The sequence below is a fragment of the Thioclava sp. IC9 genome (assembly GCF_002213225.1).
Taxonomy (GTDB): domain Bacteria; phylum Pseudomonadota; class Alphaproteobacteria; order Rhodobacterales; family Rhodobacteraceae; genus Thioclava; species Thioclava nitratireducens.
Map to the genome: position 1 here is coordinate 409,483 of NZ_NBNX01000001.1, position 20,113 is coordinate 429,595.

At 64.4% G+C, this 20,113-nt stretch carries 18 protein-coding genes; 8 read left to right on the plus strand and 10 right to left on the minus strand.

Translation table 11 applies throughout. The features are described 5' to 3' along the window. Positions 1–85: 85 nt before the first annotated feature. Positions 86–568: an Lrp/AsnC family transcriptional regulator gene (locus B6V76_RS01855; protein ID WP_075775114.1), complete on the minus strand. Its 483-nt coding sequence runs from the start codon at positions 566–568 to the stop codon at positions 86–88. Positions 569–635: 67 nt separating this feature from the next. Next, positions 636–2,114, minus strand: a complete 1,479-nt coding sequence (locus B6V76_RS01860; RefSeq protein WP_088726512.1) for an MFS transporter — start codon at positions 2,112–2,114, stop codon at positions 636–638. 501 nt (positions 2,115–2,615) lie between these two features. Here B6V76_RS01860 and B6V76_RS01865 point away from each other — a divergent pair. Beyond that, positions 2,616–4,487, plus strand: coding sequence for an alpha/beta fold hydrolase (locus tag B6V76_RS01865; RefSeq protein WP_088726513.1), 1,872 nt, complete (start codon positions 2,616–2,618; stop codon positions 4,485–4,487). Here the strand turns inward: B6V76_RS01865 and B6V76_RS01870 are convergent. Both B6V76_RS01870 and B6V76_RS01875 read right to left on the minus strand, forming a co-directional pair. Then, a complete protein-coding gene (locus tag B6V76_RS01870; RefSeq protein WP_088726514.1) occupies positions 4,484–6,058 on the minus strand; it encodes a cisplatin damage response ATP-dependent DNA ligase in 1,575 nt (524 codons plus the stop codon). The two genes, B6V76_RS01865 and B6V76_RS01870, sit on opposite strands and share 4 nt — an antisense overlap. Then, a complete protein-coding gene (locus B6V76_RS01875; protein WP_088726515.1) occupies positions 6,055–7,056 on the minus strand; it encodes a ligase-associated DNA damage response exonuclease in 1,002 nt (333 codons plus the stop codon). The genes B6V76_RS01870 and B6V76_RS01875 overlap by 4 nt, the downstream gene beginning before the upstream one ends. A 171-nt stretch (positions 7,057–7,227) precedes the next feature. Between B6V76_RS01875 and B6V76_RS01880 the strand changes: the two genes are divergently transcribed. Beyond that, on the plus strand, positions 7,228–7,599 hold the full coding sequence (locus B6V76_RS01880) for a phasin family protein (RefSeq protein WP_075774876.1): 372 nt from the start codon (positions 7,228–7,230) through the stop codon (positions 7,597–7,599). A gap of 127 nt (positions 7,600–7,726) precedes the next feature. Here B6V76_RS01880 and mnmA read toward each other — a convergent pair whose 3' ends face one another. Then, complete coding sequence (gene mnmA / locus B6V76_RS01885; protein WP_088726517.1) at positions 7,727–8,863, minus strand: tRNA 2-thiouridine(34) synthase MnmA; 1,137 nt, start codon at positions 8,861–8,863, stop codon at positions 7,727–7,729. Between the two features lie 131 nt (positions 8,864–8,994). Here mnmA and B6V76_RS01890 point away from each other — a divergent pair, with 131 nt between their 5' ends. The 5 genes from B6V76_RS01890 (at position 8,995) to B6V76_RS20240 (ending at position 14,615) form a co-directional block, all read left to right on the plus strand. Next, positions 8,995–9,273 (plus strand): DUF1153 domain-containing protein, encoded by a 279-nt coding sequence (locus B6V76_RS01890; RefSeq protein ID WP_075774874.1) that lies wholly within the window; start codon positions 8,995–8,997, stop codon positions 9,271–9,273. A 94-nt stretch (positions 9,274–9,367) separates the two neighbouring features. Then, positions 9,368–10,081, plus strand: coding sequence for a response regulator transcription factor (locus B6V76_RS01895; RefSeq protein WP_075774873.1), 714 nt, complete (start codon positions 9,368–9,370; stop codon positions 10,079–10,081). An 88-nt stretch (positions 10,082–10,169) separates the two neighbouring features. Beyond that, on the plus strand, positions 10,170–12,293 hold the full coding sequence (gene ligA / locus B6V76_RS01900) for an NAD-dependent DNA ligase LigA (protein WP_075774872.1): 2,124 nt from the start codon (positions 10,170–10,172) through the stop codon (positions 12,291–12,293). Continuing rightward, positions 12,290–14,380 (plus strand): ATP-dependent DNA helicase RecG, encoded by a 2,091-nt coding sequence (gene recG, locus B6V76_RS01905; RefSeq protein WP_088726887.1) that lies wholly within the window; start codon positions 12,290–12,292, stop codon positions 14,378–14,380. The genes ligA and recG overlap by 4 nt, the downstream gene beginning before the upstream one ends. Before the next feature lie 112 nt (positions 14,381–14,492). Beyond that, the gene (locus B6V76_RS20240) at positions 14,493–14,615 is read left to right on the plus strand and encodes a hypothetical protein (protein ID WP_255266459.1); all 123 of its coding nucleotides are present in this window, start codon (positions 14,493–14,495) and stop codon (positions 14,613–14,615) included. Positions 14,616–14,783: 168 nt separating this feature from the next. Here the strand turns inward: B6V76_RS20240 and B6V76_RS01910 are convergent, their stop codons facing one another. Further along, positions 14,784–15,212: an iron-sulfur cluster assembly scaffold protein gene (locus B6V76_RS01910; RefSeq protein WP_075774871.1), complete on the minus strand. Its 429-nt coding sequence runs from the start codon at positions 15,210–15,212 to the stop codon at positions 14,784–14,786. Between the two features lie 61 nt (positions 15,213–15,273). On the opposite strand from B6V76_RS01910, the gene hisI reads away from it, so the two are divergent. Further along, positions 15,274–15,636 carry a phosphoribosyl-AMP cyclohydrolase gene (gene hisI, locus B6V76_RS01915; RefSeq protein WP_088718574.1) on the plus strand — a complete coding sequence of 121 codons (363 nt, stop codon included), beginning with the start codon at positions 15,274–15,276 and terminating at the stop codon, positions 15,634–15,636. A 28-nt stretch (positions 15,637–15,664) separates the two neighbouring features. Here hisI and gluQRS read toward each other — a convergent pair whose 3' ends face one another. From gluQRS to B6V76_RS01935, 4 genes are all read right to left on the minus strand, one after another. Beyond that, positions 15,665–16,513: a tRNA glutamyl-Q(34) synthetase GluQRS gene (gluQRS, locus tag B6V76_RS01920; protein WP_088726518.1), complete on the minus strand. Its 849-nt coding sequence runs from the start codon at positions 16,511–16,513 to the stop codon at positions 15,665–15,667. Positions 16,514–16,534: 21 nt separating this feature from the next. Continuing rightward, the gene (locus B6V76_RS01925) at positions 16,535–16,729 is read right to left on the minus strand and encodes a hypothetical protein (RefSeq protein WP_075774868.1); all 195 of its coding nucleotides are present in this window, start codon (positions 16,727–16,729) and stop codon (positions 16,535–16,537) included. Beyond that, positions 16,726–18,075 (minus strand): methylenetetrahydrofolate--tRNA-(uracil(54)-C(5))-methyltransferase (FADH(2)-oxidizing) TrmFO, encoded by a 1,350-nt coding sequence (trmFO, locus tag B6V76_RS01930; protein ID WP_088726519.1) that lies wholly within the window; start codon positions 18,073–18,075, stop codon positions 16,726–16,728. Before trmFO ends, B6V76_RS01925 begins: the two co-directional genes overlap by 4 nt. 97 nt (positions 18,076–18,172) lie before the next feature. Further along, positions 18,173–19,783, minus strand: a complete 1,611-nt coding sequence (locus B6V76_RS01935; RefSeq protein ID WP_088726520.1) for a BCCT family transporter — start codon at positions 19,781–19,783, stop codon at positions 18,173–18,175. Between the last annotated feature and the right edge of the window lie 330 nt (positions 19,784–20,113).

Sequence of the window (20,113 nt, forward strand, 5' to 3'; positions counted from 1 at the left end):
GAGATCACTCTGCGCCCGTTTTGACAGGGTAATAGTCCGAATGGGCTGCGCGGGCCCCGCATTTGGGCTGAAATACTGCCGACCGTCAGTCCATTTGGTCTGCGAAGAGGTCGAAGGGCGGCATGGCGGCGTTCTTCACCTCCTTCGTGACGATATAGGTGAAGTAGCGAGCGATCCCGATCCGCGCGTCCAGCATCGAGTCGATCAGCCGCTGATAGGCGTCGATGTCGCGGGTCACGATCTGCATCAGGTAGTCGAAGCCGCCGCCCAGAGCCCAGCATCCCACGACCTCGGGGTGCTGATCGAGCGACCGCTCGAAGGTCTGGAAACTGGCGGCGGTGTGATCGGCCAGTTCGGCGGCCACGAACAGCGTCACATGCGGCCCGAGCTTCTTGAGGTTGAAGGTCGCGCGATAGCCAGCGATGAGGCCCGCCTTCTCCAGCTTTTTCAGCCGGTCCCATGCGGGCGTCGGCGAGAGGTTGATCTTCTCGGCCAGCGCCGCCTTGGTGATGCGGCCCTCGCGTGCCAGCACGCGCAGAATTTCGATATCGCGGGGGTCGAGCTTGATCATGGCGCCACGCTACACCGGCTCAACGCCTTGTGCATCCCCGATTTTCCGGCTGCTCTCCTGGGGCTCACTCGGCCGGTTCGCGCGCCTCCTTGGACTGCGGAGCGTGGAAGCGTTCGCGCGAGGAGCCGTAGGGCTCGACCGTCCGGCGCTTGCGGCGCAGCCCGTCGGCGTCGCCCCGGCGCAAGCGCAAGAAATAAAGCGCCGAGAGCGGCCCCGTCGCACCTGCGATGGCAAATCCCCAGAGGAAAGCGTGGATCGGGATCATCTCGGCCCCGGTGGTGGTTGCGGCCGCCCCGGCGGTCAGTTCCAGCACCACGCCCGCCAGCGCGATGCCAAGCGCGAGCGAGACCTGACGGCTCATCGCGGTGAAGGCGGTGGCGGGGCTCATCTCGCGCAGGTCGAGATCGGCAAACCCGATTGAGTTGATCGCGGTGAAGACCACCGATTGCGCGGCGCCGCCGATCAGCAGAAGCGGGATCAACTGCCAGTCATGGATGCTGGTCACGGTGAGGAAGCCGAAGATCGTGGCGCCCCGTATGACGGCGGCCCAGATCATCACCCATTTGAAGCCGAACCGGTCGAGGATGCGCGGCACGAATGTCCGCAGGCTGACCGCGCCCACCGCGTTCAGACCCGTCAGTGCGCCGGAGACCATCACGGAAGCGCCGAGCCCCAGCTGGAAGAACAGCGGCAGCAGAAGTGAGATCGCCCCGTTCGACAGCCGGAAGATCAGCCCGCCGGTGATCGAAACGTCGAACGTCCTGTGCCGGAACAGCCGCAGATCGAGAAGCGGCTCGGACGTATTGCGCGCGCGCAGCCAGTAGAGGACCAGCAGGGCCACGCCCGCGACGCTGAGGGCGACTGCGGCCTGCCACGGCAGGATATGCTCGCCCAACGCGGAAAACCCGGTCATCACGGAGGCCAGACCTACGGCAGAGAGCACGAAGCCCGGAAAATCGAATGGTTTCGGCTCGGGCGGTCCGTCGGCGGGCATGTGGCGCAGCGTCAGCCAGATCGCCAGCGCGCCCAGTGGCAGGTTCATCAGGAAGATCGAGCGCCAGCCAAGGAAGGTTGTCACCGTCGCGCCGACGAAGGGGCCCAGCGCCGGGCCGATCAGCGCGGGCAGGGTGACATAGACCATCGCGCGGGTCATCTCCTCCTTGGAGGTGTGGCGCAGCACGATGAGCCGGCCCACCGGGCTCATCATTGCGGCCCCGATGCCCTGCAGCGCGCGGGCCAGCACGAGCCCCGTCACGCTCGTCTGGATCGCGCAGAGGAGCGAGGCCACGAGAAACACACCCATCGCGGCCAGAAACGTTCGTCGTGCGCCGATCCGATCCGCGATCCAGCCGGAAATCGGCACGAAGGCCGCGAGCGCGATCAGGTAGGTCGCCATCGCCATCTTGAGCGACAGCACCGGCACCGAGAGGTCCCGCGCGATCACCGGGATCGCAGTGGCCAGCACGGTCGCGTCGATCAGCTCCATCAGGAGCGACAGCGCCACCGTCAGCGGAATGATATTTTCGCGAAGCCTGCTCAGCATGACCGGGCATAGCTAGCACTTTGCCGCGCGGTGTCACCCCGCCGGGCGCGCGCAGAGCGCCGTGCTTTATCGCGCAGGTGAGATCGGCAAAGAAAAACCCCGCCCGAGAACGGGCGGGGAGTTGGGAGTGATGGGGCCTGCTTCCGGGCAGGAGAGACGAGAGAACCCGGAAGCAGGTCGTCGCGGAAACCCGGGCAGGGAGGGGGAGAGAGAGAAACCCGGCCTTTCCGAATGTCGCGAGGCATCTGCGCTCGACGGCGATGTCCGGGGGTGGCGTATCCCGGCCTGCCATCTCGCCTATGCCCTTGCGTCTCGAGATGTGCAGGGAGAACCGATGCAGCAATGCCGCAGTTCCGATATTTCATTCGCCTCCCGTTCATGTGAGATCGCGCCGGTTTTCCGGAGGTGCCGCGGGCGCGTCCTCCCTTGCGTCAGGTCAAACCAATGTCATGCTTTCTGCGCTAGGCTTGGCGTGGAATCGCACAGGCAGGAGACAGCGGGATGAAGGATCTGGCCGGGGACAAGGTGCCGCCGCGCAAGGGGACGTCACGCAAGGTGTCGCCGCGCAAGGGCGCGACGGCGGGCGCGGGATCGGCCAATGTGGTGAGCAAGCTCGCGGGCGCCGATCAGCCCCGTACCGAGGAACACAGCGCGGCGCTGGCCTCCTTCGAGGCGCTCGACCGTCTCTCTCACGCGTTGATGGGCCGGGCCGAGGGCGGGCTGTCTCCGATCTCGCTGAGCCTTGCCTGGGCCGATTGGGCGACGCATCTGGCCCTCAGCCCCGGCAAACAGGCCGAGCTTGGCTGGAAGGCCGGGCGCAAATGGATGCACCTGTTGCGCGCAATGGCGCCGCACAGCAGCGACGATGTCGAGGCGCAGCCGCTCGAACCGCTGCCGCAGGACCGCCGTTTCTCCGCGCCCGACTGGCAGCAGTTTCCGTACTCCCTCTACGCGCAGAGTTTCCTGCATGCCCAGCAATGGTGGCACAACGCCACGACGGACGTGCGCGGGGTCGAGGCCCGGCACGAACAGATGATGCAGTTCTACGCGCGCCAATGGCTCGACATGGTGGCGCCCACGAATTTCATCGCGACCAATCCGCGAGTGATCGAGCGGACGTTGAAGGAGGGTGGGGTGAACCTCCTGCGCGGGGCGCGCTATTGGGGCGAGGATGCGGTCAAGGCGCTCACCGGCGATACCAAGCCGGAACCCACGCTGATCCCGGGAACCGATCTCGCGCTGACGCCGGGCAAGGTGGTGGTGCGCAACGATCTGATCGAGCTGCTGCAATACGAACCGCGCAGCGAGAAGGTCCATTCGGTGCCGCTGCTGATCGTGCCGGCCTGGATCATGAAATATTACATCCTCGATCTGGAGGAGACGAATTCGCTGATCCGCTGGCTCGTGGGGCAAGGCTTCACCGTTTTCGCGATCTCTTGGAAAAATCCCGATGAGGGCGACCGCGATCTGGGCTTCGACGACTACCGCGAGAAGGGCGTTATGACGGCGCTCGATGCGGTCTGCGCGATCACCGGTGCGGAGAAGGTTCACGGGCTGGGCTATTGCCTCGGCGGGACGCTCCTGTCGGTCGCGGCGGCGGCGATGGCGCGCGATGGCGACGAACGGCTGGCCTCGCTGACGATGTTGGCTGCACAGGTCGATTTTACCGAGGCCGGGGAGCTGAGCCTGTTCACCAACGAAGACCAGCTGAGCCTGATCGAAGATATGATGTGGGAGGAGGGCTATCTCGACAAGACCGCGATGGCGGGTACTTTCACGATGCTCAAGTCGAAGGATCTGATCTGGTCGCAGGCGGTTCATACCTACCTGATGGGCGAGCGCGAGACGGACAGCGCGCTGGCCTCGTGGAGCCACGACGCGACGCGGATGCCCTACCGGATGCATTCGCAATATCTGCGCCGGCTGTTTCTCGACAACGATCTGGCAGAGGGACGCATGGATACGCGCGGCGTGCCGGTCTTCCTGCAGGATATCGAGACGCCGGTCTTCGCCGTCGCGACCGAGGCCGATCACATCGCGCCGTGGCACTCGGTCTTCAAGCTGACATGGTCGCTGCCGGGAGCGGTGAATTTCGCGCTGGTCTCGGGCGGGCACAATACCGGGATCGTGCGTCCGCCGGGTGCGCCGCGGGCGCATTACCGCCTGATGGAGCATCGCCCCGGCATGCCGCATCCCTCCGCCGTGGACTGGGCCTCGGAATGTGCGCCTCGCGACGGGTCGTGGTGGGAGCCTTGGGCGAAATGGCTGCGCAAGACCGGGGACGGGTCCGAGATCGCGCCGCCCCCGATGGGCAAGGGGCGCAAATACCGCGCGCTCTGCGATGCGCCGGGAGCTTACGTGCTGACCCGCTAGGGCTGCTCGACCTCGGGCAGCATCGCGCGCAGCGTCTCGATCCGGTCGGCCTCACCTGGGGGTTTGTCCCAGCGGATTCGCGAGATGCGCGGGAAGCGCATCGCGACGCCGGATTTATGTCGGGTGGAGCGGTTGAGCCCCTCGAAGGCGACCTCCACCACCAGATCGGGCGACAGGGATCGCACCGGGCCAAAGCGTTCCACCGTGTGATTGCGCACGAAACGGTCGAGCTTGCGCAGTTCCTCATCGGTAAAGCCGGAATAGGCCTTGCCCACGGGCACGAGATGCTCTCCCTCCCAGACGCCGAAGGTGAAATCGGAATAGAAGCCCGAGCGTTTGCCATGCCCGCGTTGCGCATAGAGGATCACTGCGTCGATGATCCGCGGGTCGCGCTTCCACTTGAACCACGGCCCCTTGGGGCGGCCCGCCATGTAGGGCGTATCGCGACGTTTCAGCATCACGCCCTCGATCACCACCTCGGGCGGCGCTTCGCGTAACTCGGCGAGATCCTCCCAAGTGTCGAAGGGCAGCAGTTCCGAGACGTCGAAGCGCTCGGGGTTGAGGTCAGCAACAAACGCCTCCAGCCGGGTGCGGCGCGCCTCGAAGGGCAGGGGGCGCAGGTCCTCCTCGCCCGCGATCAGGATATCGTAGAGCCGCAGCGCCGCCGGGTGGGAGGCGAGCATCGCCTTGCCCGGAGATTTCCGCCCCAGCCGCTTCTGCAGATCGCCGAATGGCGCCACCTGATCGCCGCGCCGTACGATCAACTCGCCATCGAGCGCGCCGTCGAATGCCATATGCGCGACTACATCAGGAAACGCCCCCGAAATATCCTCGCCGGTGCGCGAATAAAGCCGCCTCTCGCCGCCCTCGGCCACGGCCTGCACGCGGATGCCGTCCCATTTCCACTCGGCGGCGAAGTCGTCGGGCGTCAGCTCGGTGAGCGCGTCGAGATCGGTGGGAGTCGACAGCATCACCGGACGGAACGGCGCAAAACCTGCGCGCTCGGGCTTTTCGCCGCCCTCGATCCAGTCGAAAAGCGGCTGATAGGGCGGCGATAGCCCATGCCAGATTTCCTCGATCTCCTCAAGTTCGGGCGTGCCGAGCGAGGCCAGAGCCACCCGGGCAAGCCGCGCCGAGACGCCCACGCGCAGCCCCCCGGTCGCGAGTTTCAAGAGCGCATAGCGTTCCGAGGGCTCGAGCCGGTCAAGCCACCCGGCGATCAGCGGCCCGACGCGGGTCTTGGGCGTGTCCTGCAGGGTCTCGACGATCTCCACCAGATCGAGGTCCTGGGGCGTATTTTCCTGCGGCCAGATGAGTGCGATCGTCTCGGCCAGATCGCCTACGTAGTCATAGGACAGCGCGAACAGCTCGGGATCGACCCGTTCTCCCACCATCGCGCGCAGGACCGCAGGTTGCGCGCGGCCCAGTTCCAGTTCTCCGGTGAGCGCCGCAAGCGCATAGCCGCGCTCGGGGTCGGGCGCGTGGCGCAGGTAATCGGCCAGCGCGTCGATCTTGGCGTTGCGCCCCGGTGTGAAGGCGAGACGTTCGAGAAGGACCGCGAAGGCTTTCATTCCGGCTCCTCCTCGTAGCCCACAAGATGGAGCGGACGGGCCACGCGCCCCTCCAGTTCCGCCCAGCGCATCAGCGCCTCCTCGCGGCCATGGGTGATCCACAGCTCGGACGGGTCGATCTCGCGCACCGTGCGCGTGAGGTCCACCCAGTCGATATGGTCCGAGATCACCAGCGGCAGCTCGACGCCGCGCTGGCGGGCGCGGGCGCGGATTTGCATCCACCCCGAGGCGAAAGAGATCACCGGGTCGGCGAAGCGCTGTATCCAAGGTGAGGAAAAGGCCGAGGGCGGCGCGATCACCAGCGCCTCGCGCAGCTCCCGCGCCTCTGCCTTGTCCATCGTGGCGGGGCGCAGATCGCCCAAGGGGATGCCCTGCTCCAGGTGGTAGTCGCAGAGCCGCTGCAGCGCGCCGTGGATGTAGATCGGCGCGTCATAGCCCGCCTCGCGCGCGAGCATGATGACGCGCTGCGCCTTGCCCAGCGCATAGGCGCCCACCAGATGCGGTCGCTCGGGGGCTGCGCGCATCGAGGCCATCAGCTTCGCCATCTCTTCGGCAGGATCGGGATGCTTGAAGACCGGCAGCGCGAAGGTGGCCTCGGTGATGAACGTGTCGCAGGGCACCGGCTCGAAAGGCGCGCAGGACGGGTTCGCGACGCGCGCGTAATCGCCCGAGGCCACGATGCGCTGCCCCTTATGCGTGATCGCGATCTGCGCCGAGCCCAGCACATGCCCCGCCGGATGAAAGCTGACATCCACGCCCCCCACCGAGAGCGGCCCCTCGTAAGCCTGCCGCTGTCCTGCGAAATCCTCGCCATAGCGGATCGCCATGATCTCCAGCGTCTGGCGCGTGGCCAGTACATGCCCGTGGCCTGCGCGCGCGTGATCGGCGTGGCCATGCGTGATCAGCGCACGCGCCACGGGACGACTCGGGTCGATGTAGAAATTGCCGCTCGGGCAATAGAGCCCCTCGGGGCGCGGGATCAGAAGCGGCTCGGCCATCGGTCTTTCACTTACGGTAACGCTCGAAATGCATACGCGAGGGCGCGCGCCCGGCCCAAATTTTCGGCAATCGCCCTGGGGCAAGCTTTTCGCGCGACGATTGTTCCAAATCAAACGATCTTCGGCGCGCCCATGTTAGGGTTGTGCTATCCAGTCACAAGGGAGGCTTACATGGCAGAGAAGAAATCCCCACCCGGCATGAACATGGCCGGCTGCATGCCGGTGCCGGATATGGGTTCGGTAAGCTCGGTGATGGCACCGCAGCTCAAAATGATGGAATCGATGATCGCGCAGAACATCGAACTGCTCGAATTCCTGAAAGCCCGGTTCGAGCGTGATCAGGAGATGGTCAACCAGCTGTCGGAAACTGCCGATCCGATGCGCGCGATGACGCTCTGGGGTGAGTTCTGGCAGCGTACGGCCAGCGATTACACCGCCGAGATGACGAAGCTCGCCACCTCGATGACGGGGATCGCGGAACGCGCGGTGCGCTCTGCCACCGAAGAGGGCGAAGCGCTCGCCAAGGCGGTCGGAAAAAAGTGACGCCTCGGGTCGGCAAGCACGGGGTGAGCCTCGGCGACGTGCCGGTCTGAGCGATCCGAAAACGCGTTGGCGCGGCAAGCCGGAGGGGCTCGCCGCGCGCAGTGCCGCTTGCGGGCAGTCTGCGGGCTTACTTCTTGTAGATCCAGCCGCCGCCGAAGATGCGGCTGTCCTCGGGCGCGTAGAACACGCAGGCCTGTCCGGGGCTGACGCCTTCCTCTGGCACGACCAGTTCGACCTCGGCCTCGGTCTCCGAGACGGGGCGGATGATCGCCTCGCGCGGCGGGCGGGTCGAGCGGACCTTGACCTTCAGATGCCATTCCTTGCGCGAGGTGAAGGGCTCGTCGCCTAGCCAGTTGATCTCGCGCACGGGGATGGTGCGGGTCGACAGCGCCTCTTTCGGGCCGACGACGACATGGCGCGTCTCGGGGTCGAGCTTCACAACGTAAAGCGGATCTTCCAGTCCGCCGATGCCAAGCCCGCGCCGCTGACCGATCGTGTAATGGATCACGCCGCGATGCTGGCCGAGCACGTTGCCCTCCATGTCGACGATATCGCCGGGATCGGCGGCGCCGGGGCGCAGCTTCTCGATGACGCTTGCGTAGTTCCCGTTCGGCACGAAGCAGATATCCTGACTGTCGGGTTTGTCGGCCACCGCCAGCCCGTATTTCGCCGCCAGTTCCCGCGTCGCATCCTTCGAGGGCAGGTGGCCCAGCGGGAAGCGCAGGTAATCGAGCTGCTCCGGCGTGGTCGAGAAAAGGAAATAGCTCTGATCGCGGTTCGGATCGGCTGCGCAATGCAACTCGGGCCCGGCCGCGCCGTCCTTGCGCTGGATGTAATGGCCCGTCGCCATGCAATCGGCATCGAGATCCTTCGCCGTCTCCAGCAGATCCTTGAACTTCACGCGCTCGTTGCAGCGGATGCAGGGAACCGGCGTCGCGCCACCCAGGTAGGCGTCGGCGAATTCGTCAATCACCGCCTCGCGGAACGTGTTCTCGTAATCGAGCACGTAATGCGGGAAGCCCATCTCCTCGGCGACGCGGCGGGCATCGTGGATATCCTGCCCCGCGCAGCACGCGCCTTTCTTGGCCAGCGCCGCGCCGTGGTCGTAAAGCTGCAGCGTCACGCCCACCACGTCATAGCCTTCCTCGGCGAGTTTCGCGGCCACGACCGAGCTATCGACGCCGCCCGACATGGCGACGACGACGCGGGTGTCCGCGGGCGGTTTGGCGAAACCGAGCGAATTGAGCGGCAGATCCTTGGGCATGATGAAGCGTCCTTTAACGAGACGTGCAGCAATATAGGAAAATGCGACCCACTCTCAACCCCGCGTTTCACGCAGTGTTAACGGCGTGCGCACCAATGTGGCCGGCGTGAAGAGCTTGAAGGGGTGAGCCCATGTATCTCAAGAAAGTCGACGGCCCGCGCGCGGTGACCCTCGCCGACGGCACGATCCTGACCCGTGCCGATCTGCCTTCTCCGAAAACCCGAAGATGGGTGGCAAGCCGAAAAGCCGTAATCGTGCAGGCGGTCGCGCATGATCTGATCTCGCGCGATGAGGTGCTGGAGCGCTACGGGCTCTCCGACGAGGAGCTCGACCTCTGGATCGAAGCGATCGAAAGGCACGGGATTCAAGGGCTTAAGGTGACCGCGATCCAGAAGCTCAAACAGCTTTAGGTTGCACCCTCGCGGAAACGTGAGAAGGTAACCCGGTGTTAACCATTTGATGTAAGTCTCGACCTGATCGAGGGATTAATGCGGAGAACCCAGAATGCGTATTTTATTGGTGGAAGACGACCCGACGACCTCGCGCAGTATCGAATTGATGCTGACCCATGCGAATCTCAACGTCTATTGCACCGATCTGGGTGAAGAAGGCATCGATCTCGCGAAACTCTACGATTACGACCTGATCCTGCTTGACCTCAATCTGCCCGACATGAACGGGCACGAGGTGTTGCGTCAGCTGCGCCTGTCGAAGATCGACACGCCGATTCTGATCCTCACCGGGGCCGACGATACCGAAAACAAGATCAAGGGATTCGGCTTCGGCGCCGATGACTACATGACGAAGCCCTTTCACCGCGAGGAACTGGTGGCGCGCATTCACGCGATCATCCGCCGGTCCAAGGGCCATGCGCAATCGATCATCCGCACCGGCAAGATCTCGGTCAATCTCGATGCGAAGACGGTCGAGGTCGATGGCAAGCCGGTGCATCTGACTGGCAAGGAATACCAGATGCTCGAACTCCTGAGCCTGCGCAAAGGCACGACCCTGACCAAGGAAATGTTTCTGAACCATCTCTACGGCGGCATGGACGAGCCCGAATTGAAGATCATCGACGTTTTCATCTGCAAGCTGCGCAAGAAACTCGCCGATGCCACCGAGGGCGAGAATTACATCGAAACCGTCTGGGGCCGTGGCTACGTGCTGCGCGATCCCGACCCTTCGGAGTTGGAGCGGCGCATCGCCATGGGCGCCTGACTTCACAAAGCCGGCGATCTCCGTCGTCACGGCTCTTTACGCCCCCTCGGCGCTTGCCTAAACCAAGGTCAGCACGAGGGGGTTTTCCATGTCCGAGCCAAGCCGCACCGAGATCGACGCGCTGAGCGAGGCCGAGGCCCGCGCAGAAATGCCCAGCCTGATCGCCAAGATCGAGGCGGCTAATACCGCCTATCATACTCATGATGCGCCCGAGATTTCGGATGCGGAATATGACGCGCTCAAGCAACGCCTCGCAGCGATCGAGGCGAAATTTCCCGCGTTGAAATCCGAGCAATCGCCCACCGAACAGGTTGGCGGCCAACTCGCGGAAGGCTTCGGCAAGATCACACATGCGATCCGCATGATGAGCCTCGCCAATGCCTTTTCTGACGAGGAGGTGACCGAGTTCGACGAAAGCGTCCGCAGCTTCCTCGGTCTGAAATCCGACGCAAAGCTGAACTACACGGCTGAGCCGAAGATCGACGGGCTGTCGCTTTCGATCCGCTACGAGAAGGGTAAGCTGATCCATGCCGCCACGCGCGGCGACGGTGCGGTCGGCGAGAACGTGACCGAGAACGCACGCACCATCGACGACATTCCGACCTCGATCGCGGATGCGCCGGACGTGCTGGAAGTGCGCGGCGAAGTCTATATGAGCCATGCCGATTTCGAGGCGCTCAACAGCCGCAACGAGGCCGCAGGCGAAAAGCGTTTCGCCAATCCGCGCAACGCCGCTGCTGGATCCTTGCGCCAACTCGACCCGAAAGTGACCGCGTCGCGCCCTCTGAAGTTCTTTGCCTATGCCTGGGGGGAGCTTTCCGCGCCGCTGGCCGAGACCCAGATCGAGGCCATCGCGCGGCTGCAATCCCTCGGCTTCCAGACCAACCCGCTGACCGAGCTTTGCGACGGACCTGCTGACATGCTCGCCCATTACCGCGAGATCGAGGCAAAGCGCGCCACGCTCGGCTACGATATCGACGGCGTCGTCTACAAGGTAAACGACCTCGCGCTGCAGCGCCGCCTCGGCTTCCGCTCGACCACGCCGCGTTGGGCGATCGCGCATAAATTCCCCGCCGAGCTTGCCTGGACGCAGCTCGAAGGGATCGACATTCAGGTCGGTCGCACCGGCGCGCTCTCGCCGGTCGCGCGGCTGACGCCGGTGACGGTGGGCGGCGTGGTCGTCTCGAACGCGACGCTGCATAACGAGGATTACATCGCCGGGCGCGATTCCAAGGGCGCGGAAATTCGCGGCGGCAAGGATATCCGCGTCGGCGACTGGGTACAGGTCTATCGCGCGGGGGACGTGATCCCGAAGATCGCCGATGTCGATCTCGCGCGCCGCCCCGAAGATGCGGTGCCCTACGACTTTCCGACCCATTGCCCCCGCTGCGGATCCGAGGCGATCCGCGAAGAGGGCGATGCGGTGCGCCGCTGCACCGGCGGGCTGATATGCCCCGCGCAAGCCGTGGAAAAGCTGAAACATTTCGTCTCTCGCGCGGCTTTCGACATCGAAGGTCTCGGCGCGAAACAGGTCGAGCAATTCTACGAGGATGGCTGGATCAAGGAACCTGCCGACATCTTCACGCTGGAAGAGCGCTACGGGCAGGGCATCCAGCAGCTCAAGAACCGCGAGGGCTGGGGAGAGAAATCGGCGCGCAACCTCTTTGCCGCCATCGCAGAGAAACGCAGGATTCCGCTGCAACGCCTGATCTTCGCGCTCGGCATCCGTCATGTCGGTGAGACGAGCGCAGGGATGCTTGCCACACATTACGGCACGTGGGACGCGTTCGAGACCGCGATGACGCAGGCAGACTGCGGGCAGGGCCCGGAATGGGACGATCTGATCTCGATCGACGGCGTCGGCGAGACGCTCGCGACCTCGGTCGTGACGACGTTCCAGCAAGAGGCCGAGCGCGCCTCGATCGACCGTCTTACCGCACATTTGAGTGTCGAGGAGGCCGAGAAGCCGAAATCCGACAGTCCGGTTTCGGGCCTCACCGTCGTTTTCACCGGCACGCTGGAGAAAATGACCCGGGCCGAGGCGAAGGCGCGGGCCGAGGCGCTTGGCGCGAAGGTCTCGGGGTCCGTCAGCGCCAAGACCGACCTGCTCGTCGCGGGGCCGGGCGCTGGATCGAAAGCCAAGAAAGCGGCCGAGTTGAACATTCGCGTCATCGACGAGGATGAATGGATCGCGCTCGCGGGGGGCGCATGAGCACCCGGCCCTCCGAACTGTTCGAGCTCTTCGCCGAGCTCGACAGTCTCGCGGGCGTTGGTCCGAAAACGGCCAAGCATTTCGAAGGGTTGGACATCACGCGCCCGCGCGACGTGTTGTTCACCTTGCCCTATTCGGTGATCGACCGCCGTCCTGTCGCGACCGTGCAAGGCGTGCCCGCGGGCACCACAGTCACCGTCGAAGTGACGATCGGAGCCCATAGCCCTGCGCGCAAGCAGGGCGCGCCAGACCGGGTTCTGTGCCATGACGCGCAGGGCGACATCACGCTGGTCTTCTTCCGCGCGCGGGGCGACTGGCTCGCGAAACAGATGCCCAACGGGGCGCGGCGGATCATTTCGGGCAAGCTCGAGATTTATGACGGGCAGGCGCAGATCGTGCATCCCGATTACATCCTGCCGCCCGAAAATGCGGGCGAGATGCCCCGGTTCGAGCCGGTCTATCCGCTCACCGCGGGCATCACGCAAAAGCTGATGGCGAAGGCGGCCGAGGGGGCCTTGGCGCGTGCGCCGGACCTGCCCGAATGGATCGACGCTGCGCTCAAACGCCGCGAGGGCTGGCCGGATTGGCGCGACGCGGTGCAAACGGCGCATCACCCTGAAAAGATTGACGATCTCGCGGCCACAGCGCCGGCGCGCGCGCGCCTCGCCTATGACGAGCTTTTCGCGCATCAGATGACACTCGCGCTCGCCCGGCGCCAGTCGCGGCGCAAGAAGGGTCGGGTGACGCGCGGCACGGGCAAGCTCTCGGCGCAGGTTCTGACCAGCCTGCCGTACAAGCCGACCGGTGCGCAGACCCGCGCGATCGCCGAAATCTCGGGCGATATGGGCTCCGAGCGGCGAATGAACCGGCTGCTGCAGGGCGATGTCGGCGCGGGCAAGACGCTGGTCGCCTTCATGGCGCTGCTGACGGCGGTCGAGGCTGGCGGGCAGGGCGTGATGATGGCGCCCACGGAAATTCTCGCGCGCCAGCATCTCGAAGGTCTGGCGCCGCTGGCCGAGGCGGCGGGCGTCCGGCTGGAGATTCTGACCGGGCGCGACAAGGGGGCGGAGCGGGCGCGCAAGCTCGCCGATCTGGCCTCGGGCGCGATTGGTATCCTCGTGGGCACCCATGCGGTTTTTCAGAAAGACGTGGAATTTCAGGATTTGCGGCTTTCCGTGATCGACGAACAGCATCGCTTCGGTGTGGCGCAACGGATGGAGCTGGGTGCCAAGGGGCAGGCGGTCGACGTGCTGGTCATGACCGCGACGCCGATCCCGCGCTCGCTCGCGCTGGCGCAATATGGTGACATGGATGTGAGCCTTCTCGACGAGAAGCCACCGGGTCGGACGCCGGTCAAGACCGCGCTCGTCGCGATGGAGCGGATGGGAGAGGTGGTCGAGCATCTGCGCAAGGCGGTGTCTGAGGGGCGGCAGGCCTATTGGGTCTGCCCGCTGGTCGAAGAGAGCGAGCGGGTCGATCTGAGCTCCGCCACCGACCGCTTTCTGGCGCTGCGCGCGGCGCTTGGCGACGATGTCGTGGGACTGGTTCACGGCCAGATGCCCTCCGCCGAGAAAGACACCGCGATGGCGGCCTTCGTGAAGGGGCAGACACGCGTGCTGGTCGCGACGACGGTGATCGAAGTGGGCGTGAACGTGCCCAACGCCTCGATCATGGTGATCGAGCGGGCCGAGAGTTTCGGTCTCGCGCAGCTCCATCAGCTGCGCGGGCGGGTCGGGCGCGGCGCTGCGGCCTCGACCTGCCTGATGATCTACCAGAGCCCGTTGAGCGAGACGGCAGAACGCCGCCTGTCGATCCTGCGCGAAAGCGAGGACGGGTTCCGCATCGCCGAGGAAGACCTCGCCATGCGGGGCGCGGGCGATGTGATCGGCACGGCGCAGTCGGGCCTGCCGCGTTTCCGCGTGGCTGACCTTGAACGTCAGGCCGGTCTGATGGCGGTGGCGCAGTCGGATGCGCGCAAGCTCCTGTCCGACGATCCCGAGCTGAGCGGCCCGCGCGGACAGGCGGCGCGGGTGCTGCTGTGGCTGATGGAACAGGACCGCGCGATCCGCCTGATCGGCATCGGCTGAGCCCGGTTCGACTCACGTTCTCCTCCAGTGTTCTCAAATGTTCCTAAAAAGTTCTTTACACGCAACGTCAATTATGAGAACAAAGTAGCAACAGAGGGAATGGAGGTGCCAGATGGCCAAGGAAATCAAGGAGCTTCTCGACCGCAATCACAGCACGCTGCTGGCCGACGCCGTAGGGGGCATCGCGCTTTGCGCAAGCTTCATCATGGCGCTTTGGCTGCCGGGGCTCCTCTAAGCCCGACCTGTCTCATCGTTACTGCCTCGCGCTTTTTGGCTGCCGCACCTGTCCCAAACCCGCGGCTTTGCCTGTCCCCCAGGCCCCGCCTGTCCGTAAAGCGCAACCTTCAGCCGCCGCTCTTTCGAGTGGCGGCTTTTTTTATCGCGTAGAAGAGAGTTTAGCGGCTCAGCACTGCTCGAGCGCTTCGAGCGTCGCCTCGGGGGCGAGCAGGATCGAGCCATGCCGGTTGGGGTAGTCACGCGCGGCTTGCAGCACTTCATAATCGCCGAAGGGCGCATCGGGGACAGGGCCGCCCTTGAGCATCTCGGCCAGCTGATCGCGCAGCTTCGCGATCTCATCGCGCGTGCGGCCCACGACCTGAGCCCCGAAGATCGCAGCCGAGGCCTGACCCAGCGCGCAGGCATGTACGGTCTGGCTATAGCCGGTCACGCGGCCGTCTGCGCAGGTCAGCGCGACTTCGACTGTGGAGCCGCAAAGCGGCGCGCGCTTGCGCATGGTCACGTCGGGCTCGGGCAGCGGATCGGTGCCCGGCATATCGGCGGCCAGCGCCAGAATACGCTGCGAATAGAGCTTGATCAGATCGGTGTCGCTCATCTCTTTCCCCTTCGGCCCGTCCGGCGTAGATAGGACCTGAGCCACAGGAAGGAAAGAGCAGATGCCATTCGATCCCGCCAGCTTGACCTATGACGCCAACGGTTTGATCCCCGCCATCGCGCAGGATGCGCTGTCGGGCGATATCCTGATGATGGCATGGATGAACGCTGAGAGCGTTACGAGAACACTCGAAACAGGGCGCGTAACCTATTGGTCGCGCTCGCGACAATCGTTCTGGGTAAAGGGCGAGACCTCGGGCCATGTGCAGCGCCTGCGCGAGATGCGGGTGGATTGCGACCGCGACACGCTTCTGGTGCTGGTGGAGCAGGAAGGCCCGGCCTGCCACACCAATCGCCGGTCGTGCTTCTATACCGCGATCCGTGATGGCGAGGAGGTCGAGATCCTCACGCCGATGGAAGATTGAGAGCGACCCTTCGGGGAGGATATTTCCGTCAAGAGGAAGCGGGTAGCCCGACCATGCGGCGAATCTCGTCCGGGGTGATCCCATCCTCGCGGTATTTCGCAATCGCGCGGGCGTCGTCGCGCTTGGCGAGGCGCTTGCCGTTCTCATCGCGGATAAGCTCGTGATGGCAATAAGTTGTCGTCGGAAGTTCAAGTATCTCTTGAAGCAGAACATGGATCTGCGTGGCGTCGAACAGGTCCGCGCCGCGGGTGACATGGGTGATGCCTTGCGCGGCGTCGTCGAGCACAACGGCGAGGTGATAGGACGTGCCCATCTCGCGGCGTGCAAGCACGACATCGCCCACCTTGTCGATCAGATCGGCGCGAGAGATGTGATGCGTGCCTTTGTCCAGCGCGCAGATTTCCTCGAAGCGGATATCGCGGGCGGCGCGGGTCATATTCAGCCGCAAGGCGCTTTCAGGCAGCGGAACCCCGGGGCGGCGCGTGCCGCTGTCGCGACAAGTGCCGGGATAGATCAGGCCGTCGGGCCCGTATTGCGCGCCTTCCTGCGGTGCGGAGGCGGCTGCCTCAATGTCGCGGCGGGTGCAGGAGCATGCAAAGAGAAGATCGCTTTCCCAAAGTATTTCAAGGGCTTCGCGATAGAAGTTCAAGCGATCCGATTGGCGCAGAACCGGCCCGTCCCAAGACAGCCCGAGCCAGTGTAGATCGTCGTAGATCTGCTGTTCCCAGTGCGGGCGCGCGCGGCTCTGGTCGATGTCTTCGATGCGCAGCAAGAACTGCCCGCCGGCCTTGCGCGCCATGTCATGCGCTAGGATCGCGCTATAGGCATGGCCCAGATGCAGCGGGCCCGTTGGCGAGGGGGCGAAGCGTGTGATCATCGACGCGCGCACCCTGCCAAATCAGCCGCCCGCGCGGCGATCCGCATGCGCCTGATAGATAAGGATCCAGGCGAGCGCGATGAACATCGGATGCGTCAGGCCGCCCGAGAAGATGATGGCCGGAACCCAGATCACGAAGACGAGGATCGCAAGGAAGATGCGCCCGATCAGCAGGATCGAAAGCGGTGGCAGAAACAGGGCCAGAACGTAGTTCATACGGTCTCTCCTTGATGTGCCAGCCAGTCGCCGAAGACCGTCTTGGCGCGTTCGGTATAGGCCTTGTAGCGGTCTTTGCGGCCACGCCGCCCGCCCTTGGCGTCGATCGGCGGGAAGAGCCCGAAATTGACATTCATCGGTTGGAACGTCTTCGCCTCGGCCCCGCCTGTGATGTGGGTGATCAACGCCCCCATCGCGGTTTCGGGTCCCGGCGGCGGCAACTCGCGGCCCTGAAGCTCCGCAGCGGCCATGCGACCCGCCAGAAGGCCCATCGCGGCGCTTTCGACATAGCCTTCAACGCCGGTGATCTGGCCCGCGAAGCGCAGGTTCGGGTGCGACTTGAGCCGCATCTGAGCATCGAGGAGCGTCGGCGAATTGATGAAGGTGTTGCGGTGAATCCCGCCGAGACGCGCAAACTTGGCATCCTGAAGCCCCGGAATCATCCGGAAAACAGAAGCTTGCGCGCCGTACTTCATCTTGGTCTGGAAGCCCACGATATTGTAGAGCGTGCCGAGTGCGTTGTCGCGGCGCAGCTGCACCACCGCCCAAGCCTTGGTCTGCGGATCGTGCTCGTTGGTCAGGCCGACCGGTTTCATCGGCCCGTGGCGCAGGGTCTCGCGACCGCGTTCAGCCATCACCTCGATCGGCAGGCAGCCGTCGAAATAGCCCGCGGTCTCGCCCTCGTGGAACTCGGTCTTGTCGGCCTCGAGCAGCGCGTCGATGAAGGCCTCGTATTGGTCCTTCGTCATCGGGCAGTTGATATAGGCCGTGCGCTCTTCCTCGGTCTCGCCCTTGTCGTAGCGCGACTGGCGCCATGCGACGGACATGTCGATCGTGTCGGCATAGACGATGGGCGCGATCGCATCGAAGAAGGCCAGTCGCTCTTCGCCGGTGGCTTGCAGGATAGCTTTGCCGAGGCTCTCGGACGTCAGAGGCCCGGTCGCAAAGATCCATTTTCCCTCTGAAGGAAGCTCCGTAACTTCTTCCTCCGTAAAGGAAATGTTCTCGTGGGCGCGAAGCGCCTCGGTCACCGATTGCGAAAACGCCTCGCGGTCCACGGCCAGCGCGCCGCCTGCGGGCAGACGGTGCTTACGCGCGGTCTCCATGATCAGCCCGTTCGCGGCGCCCATCTCCCAATGGAGCTGACCCACGGCGTTGCGTTCGTGATCGTCCGAGCGGAACGAGTTCGAGCAGACCATCTCGGCATAGTTGCCGGTCTGGTGCGCGAAGGTTTCGACCTTGGGCCGCATCTCGTGCAGCACCACGCGGATGCCGGCATTCGCCGCCTGCCAGGCCGCTTCCGAGCCCGCCATGCCACCGCCGACGATATGGAGTTCTTCTGTCATGGCCGCTCATGTAGTGGTCAAAGCGGCAAAAGGGAAGGCCGATCCGCGGAGGGAAAACGGGAAACGGCCCGGAGCATCCCCGGGCCGTTTCTTGCGATCAGAAATCGTCGAGCTTGGGTCTCTTGCCGATCGAGACATGGTCGATGTCTTCAAGCGCAAATCCCTTGATGATCGAAGGGATCATCATCGACACCAGTATGAAGATCGGCAGGCCCACGACGGTGATCACCTGTTGCAGCGCGGTCAACCCGGCATCGCCTGCGAGTATGATCAGCATCGCCGCGACCAGACCTTCGGCCGCGCCCCAGAAAACGCGCTGATGGACGGGGCCGGGCGTCGGCGTGCCGGTGCAGAGCATGTCGACCACCAGCGAGGCCGAGTCCGACGACGTCGCGAAGAAGATCGCCACCACGACGACGGCGATGCCCTGAACGATATGGACGAAGGGGAAATGCTCGAAGAAGGCGAACATCGCGAGCGGAACGCTATCGGAGACCGCTTTCGACAATTGCCCCGCCTGATCGCCCATCGCGGCGCGCGCCGCCTGTCCGATGCCGTCGAACTCCATCGCCTGCCAGCCGAAGATCGCGAACCAGATCAGGGTGAAGAGCGAGGGCGCCAGCAGCACGCCGAAGACGAATTCGCGCACCGTGCGACCGCGCGAGATGCGCGCGACGAAAAGCCCGATGAAGGGCGACCAGGTCACCGTCCAGGCCCAGTAAAACACCGTCCACGAGCCCTGCCAGCCCCAGCCGGGCGTGTCGGGGTTCTCGTTGGCCAGCATGTCGTTCCAGAAGGCCAGATGCGGCAGGTTGGAGAAATAGAGCCCGAAGGTCTGGACGATCCCGCGGAGCAGGAACAGGGTCGAGCCGAAGATGAGCACGAAGACCATCAGACCGACCGCCATGCCGATATTGATATTCGACAGCAGCTTCACGCCCTTGTCGAGCCCAGCGGAGATGGAGGTGATCGCAACGGCGGTCAGCGCGGTGAGGATCGCGATCTTGACGAAGGTGCCGTCGCCCGTACCGAGAAGCGCATCGAGGCCGGCGGCGATCTGGCTGGAGCCGAGGCCGAGCGAGACGGCGACGCCAAACAGCGTGCCGAGGATCGAAGCGATGTCGATCGCCTTTCCGATCGGCCCGTTGATGCCCTCTTTCAGGAGCGGGTAGAACACCGAAGAGACCCGCACCGGCAGGTCGTAGCGGTTGATGAAATAGGCAAACCCCAGCCCCGGCAGCGTGAAGATCGTCCAGGTGTGCAGGCCGAGGTGATAGATCGCGATGGAGATCGCGTCTTTCGCGGCCTCGTCGGAAAAAGGCTCGACGCCCGGCAGCGGTGGTTCGGAGAAATGGCTGATCGGTTCGGCCACGCCCCAGAACATCAGCACCGTGCCGATACCGCCCGCGAACAGCATCGTGAACCATGACAGATTGCCATATTCCGGGCGGCTGTCCTTCGGCCCGAGCCGGATATGGCCATGGCGCGACAGCGCAGCCCAGATCAGGAAGCCCAGCCAGATATTGACGCCGAGAATGAAGAACCAGCCGAGATTGGCGACGATCCAGGAACGGCCCGCGGCGAACGCGTCGCCAATCGGGCCGGGAAAGATCACAAGGGCGAGCACGAAGACGATCGTGAAGCCTGCCGATACGAAGAAGATCGTCGGGTCGGTTCTTAGGCCGAGCCTATCTGCCAAGGCTTTCATGAAACTCTCCCTTTTTTGAATAGTGCAACCGCAACGGGTGGCTTCAGGGGTGGTTCCGGGCAAATGGCGAATTGAGAGCAACAAAGAGTCGAAACGGCGCGGCACGTGGCTGAGCCGCAACATCGAAAGTCCGTGCGATCAGAAGGCGAGGTTGTGGCGGAAGAGGTTCGTGGTCGAACCTTTTCCAAGGGTGACGCCGAGGCCGACGTTCCAGAGATCGAACTCGCCATCGCGACTATTCTTCTAGCGTGGAAGCCATAATGGGAAAGCCCCCGGTCCTTGCGGAACGGGGGCTTGATCTCATTGCTTTTTGCGAAGCCGTTGCGAATT

Excerpts from the sequence above, each read along its gene's own strand:
- B6V76_RS01870 (WP_088726514.1), bottom strand. The coding sequence starts at position 6,058 with ATGAAAGCCTTCGCGGTCCTTCTCGAACGTCTCGCCTTCACACCGGGG.
- trmFO (WP_088726519.1), bottom strand. The coding sequence starts at position 18,075 with ATGACAGAAGAACTCCATATCGTCGGCGGTGGCATGGCGGGCTCGGAA.
- ligA (WP_075774872.1), top strand. The coding sequence starts at position 10,170 with ATGTCCGAGCCAAGCCGCACCGAGATCGACGCGCTGAGCGAGGCCGAG.
- mnmA (WP_088726517.1), bottom strand. The coding sequence starts at position 8,863 with ATGCCCAAGGATCTGCCGCTCAATTCGCTCGGTTTCGCCAAACCGCCC.
- B6V76_RS20240 (WP_255266459.1), top strand. The coding sequence starts at position 14,493 with ATGGCCAAGGAAATCAAGGAGCTTCTCGACCGCAATCACAGCACGCTG.
- B6V76_RS01880 (WP_075774876.1), top strand. The coding sequence starts at position 7,228 with ATGGCAGAGAAGAAATCCCCACCCGGCATGAACATGGCCGGCTGCATG.
- B6V76_RS01865 (WP_088726513.1), top strand. The coding sequence starts at position 2,616 with ATGAAGGATCTGGCCGGGGACAAGGTGCCGCCGCGCAAGGGGACGTCA.
- B6V76_RS01895 (WP_075774873.1), top strand. The coding sequence starts at position 9,368 with ATGCGTATTTTATTGGTGGAAGACGACCCGACGACCTCGCGCAGTATC.
- B6V76_RS01875 (WP_088726515.1), bottom strand. The coding sequence starts at position 7,056 with ATGGCCGAGCCGCTTCTGATCCCGCGCCCCGAGGGGCTCTATTGCCCG.
- B6V76_RS01910 (WP_075774871.1), bottom strand. The coding sequence starts at position 15,212 with ATGAGCGACACCGATCTGATCAAGCTCTATTCGCAGCGTATTCTGGCG.
- B6V76_RS01860 (WP_088726512.1), bottom strand. The coding sequence starts at position 2,114 with ATGCTGAGCAGGCTTCGCGAAAATATCATTCCGCTGACGGTGGCGCTG.
- B6V76_RS01890 (WP_075774874.1), top strand. The coding sequence starts at position 8,995 with ATGTATCTCAAGAAAGTCGACGGCCCGCGCGCGGTGACCCTCGCCGAC.
- recG (WP_088726887.1), top strand. The coding sequence starts at position 12,290 with ATGAGCACCCGGCCCTCCGAACTGTTCGAGCTCTTCGCCGAGCTCGAC.
- hisI (WP_088718574.1), top strand. The coding sequence starts at position 15,274 with ATGCCATTCGATCCCGCCAGCTTGACCTATGACGCCAACGGTTTGATC.
- gluQRS (WP_088726518.1), bottom strand. The coding sequence starts at position 16,513 with ATGATCACACGCTTCGCCCCCTCGCCAACGGGCCCGCTGCATCTGGGC.
- B6V76_RS01925 (WP_075774868.1), bottom strand. The coding sequence starts at position 16,729 with ATGAACTACGTTCTGGCCCTGTTTCTGCCACCGCTTTCGATCCTGCTG.
- B6V76_RS01935 (WP_088726520.1), bottom strand. The coding sequence starts at position 19,783 with ATGAAAGCCTTGGCAGATAGGCTCGGCCTAAGAACCGACCCGACGATC.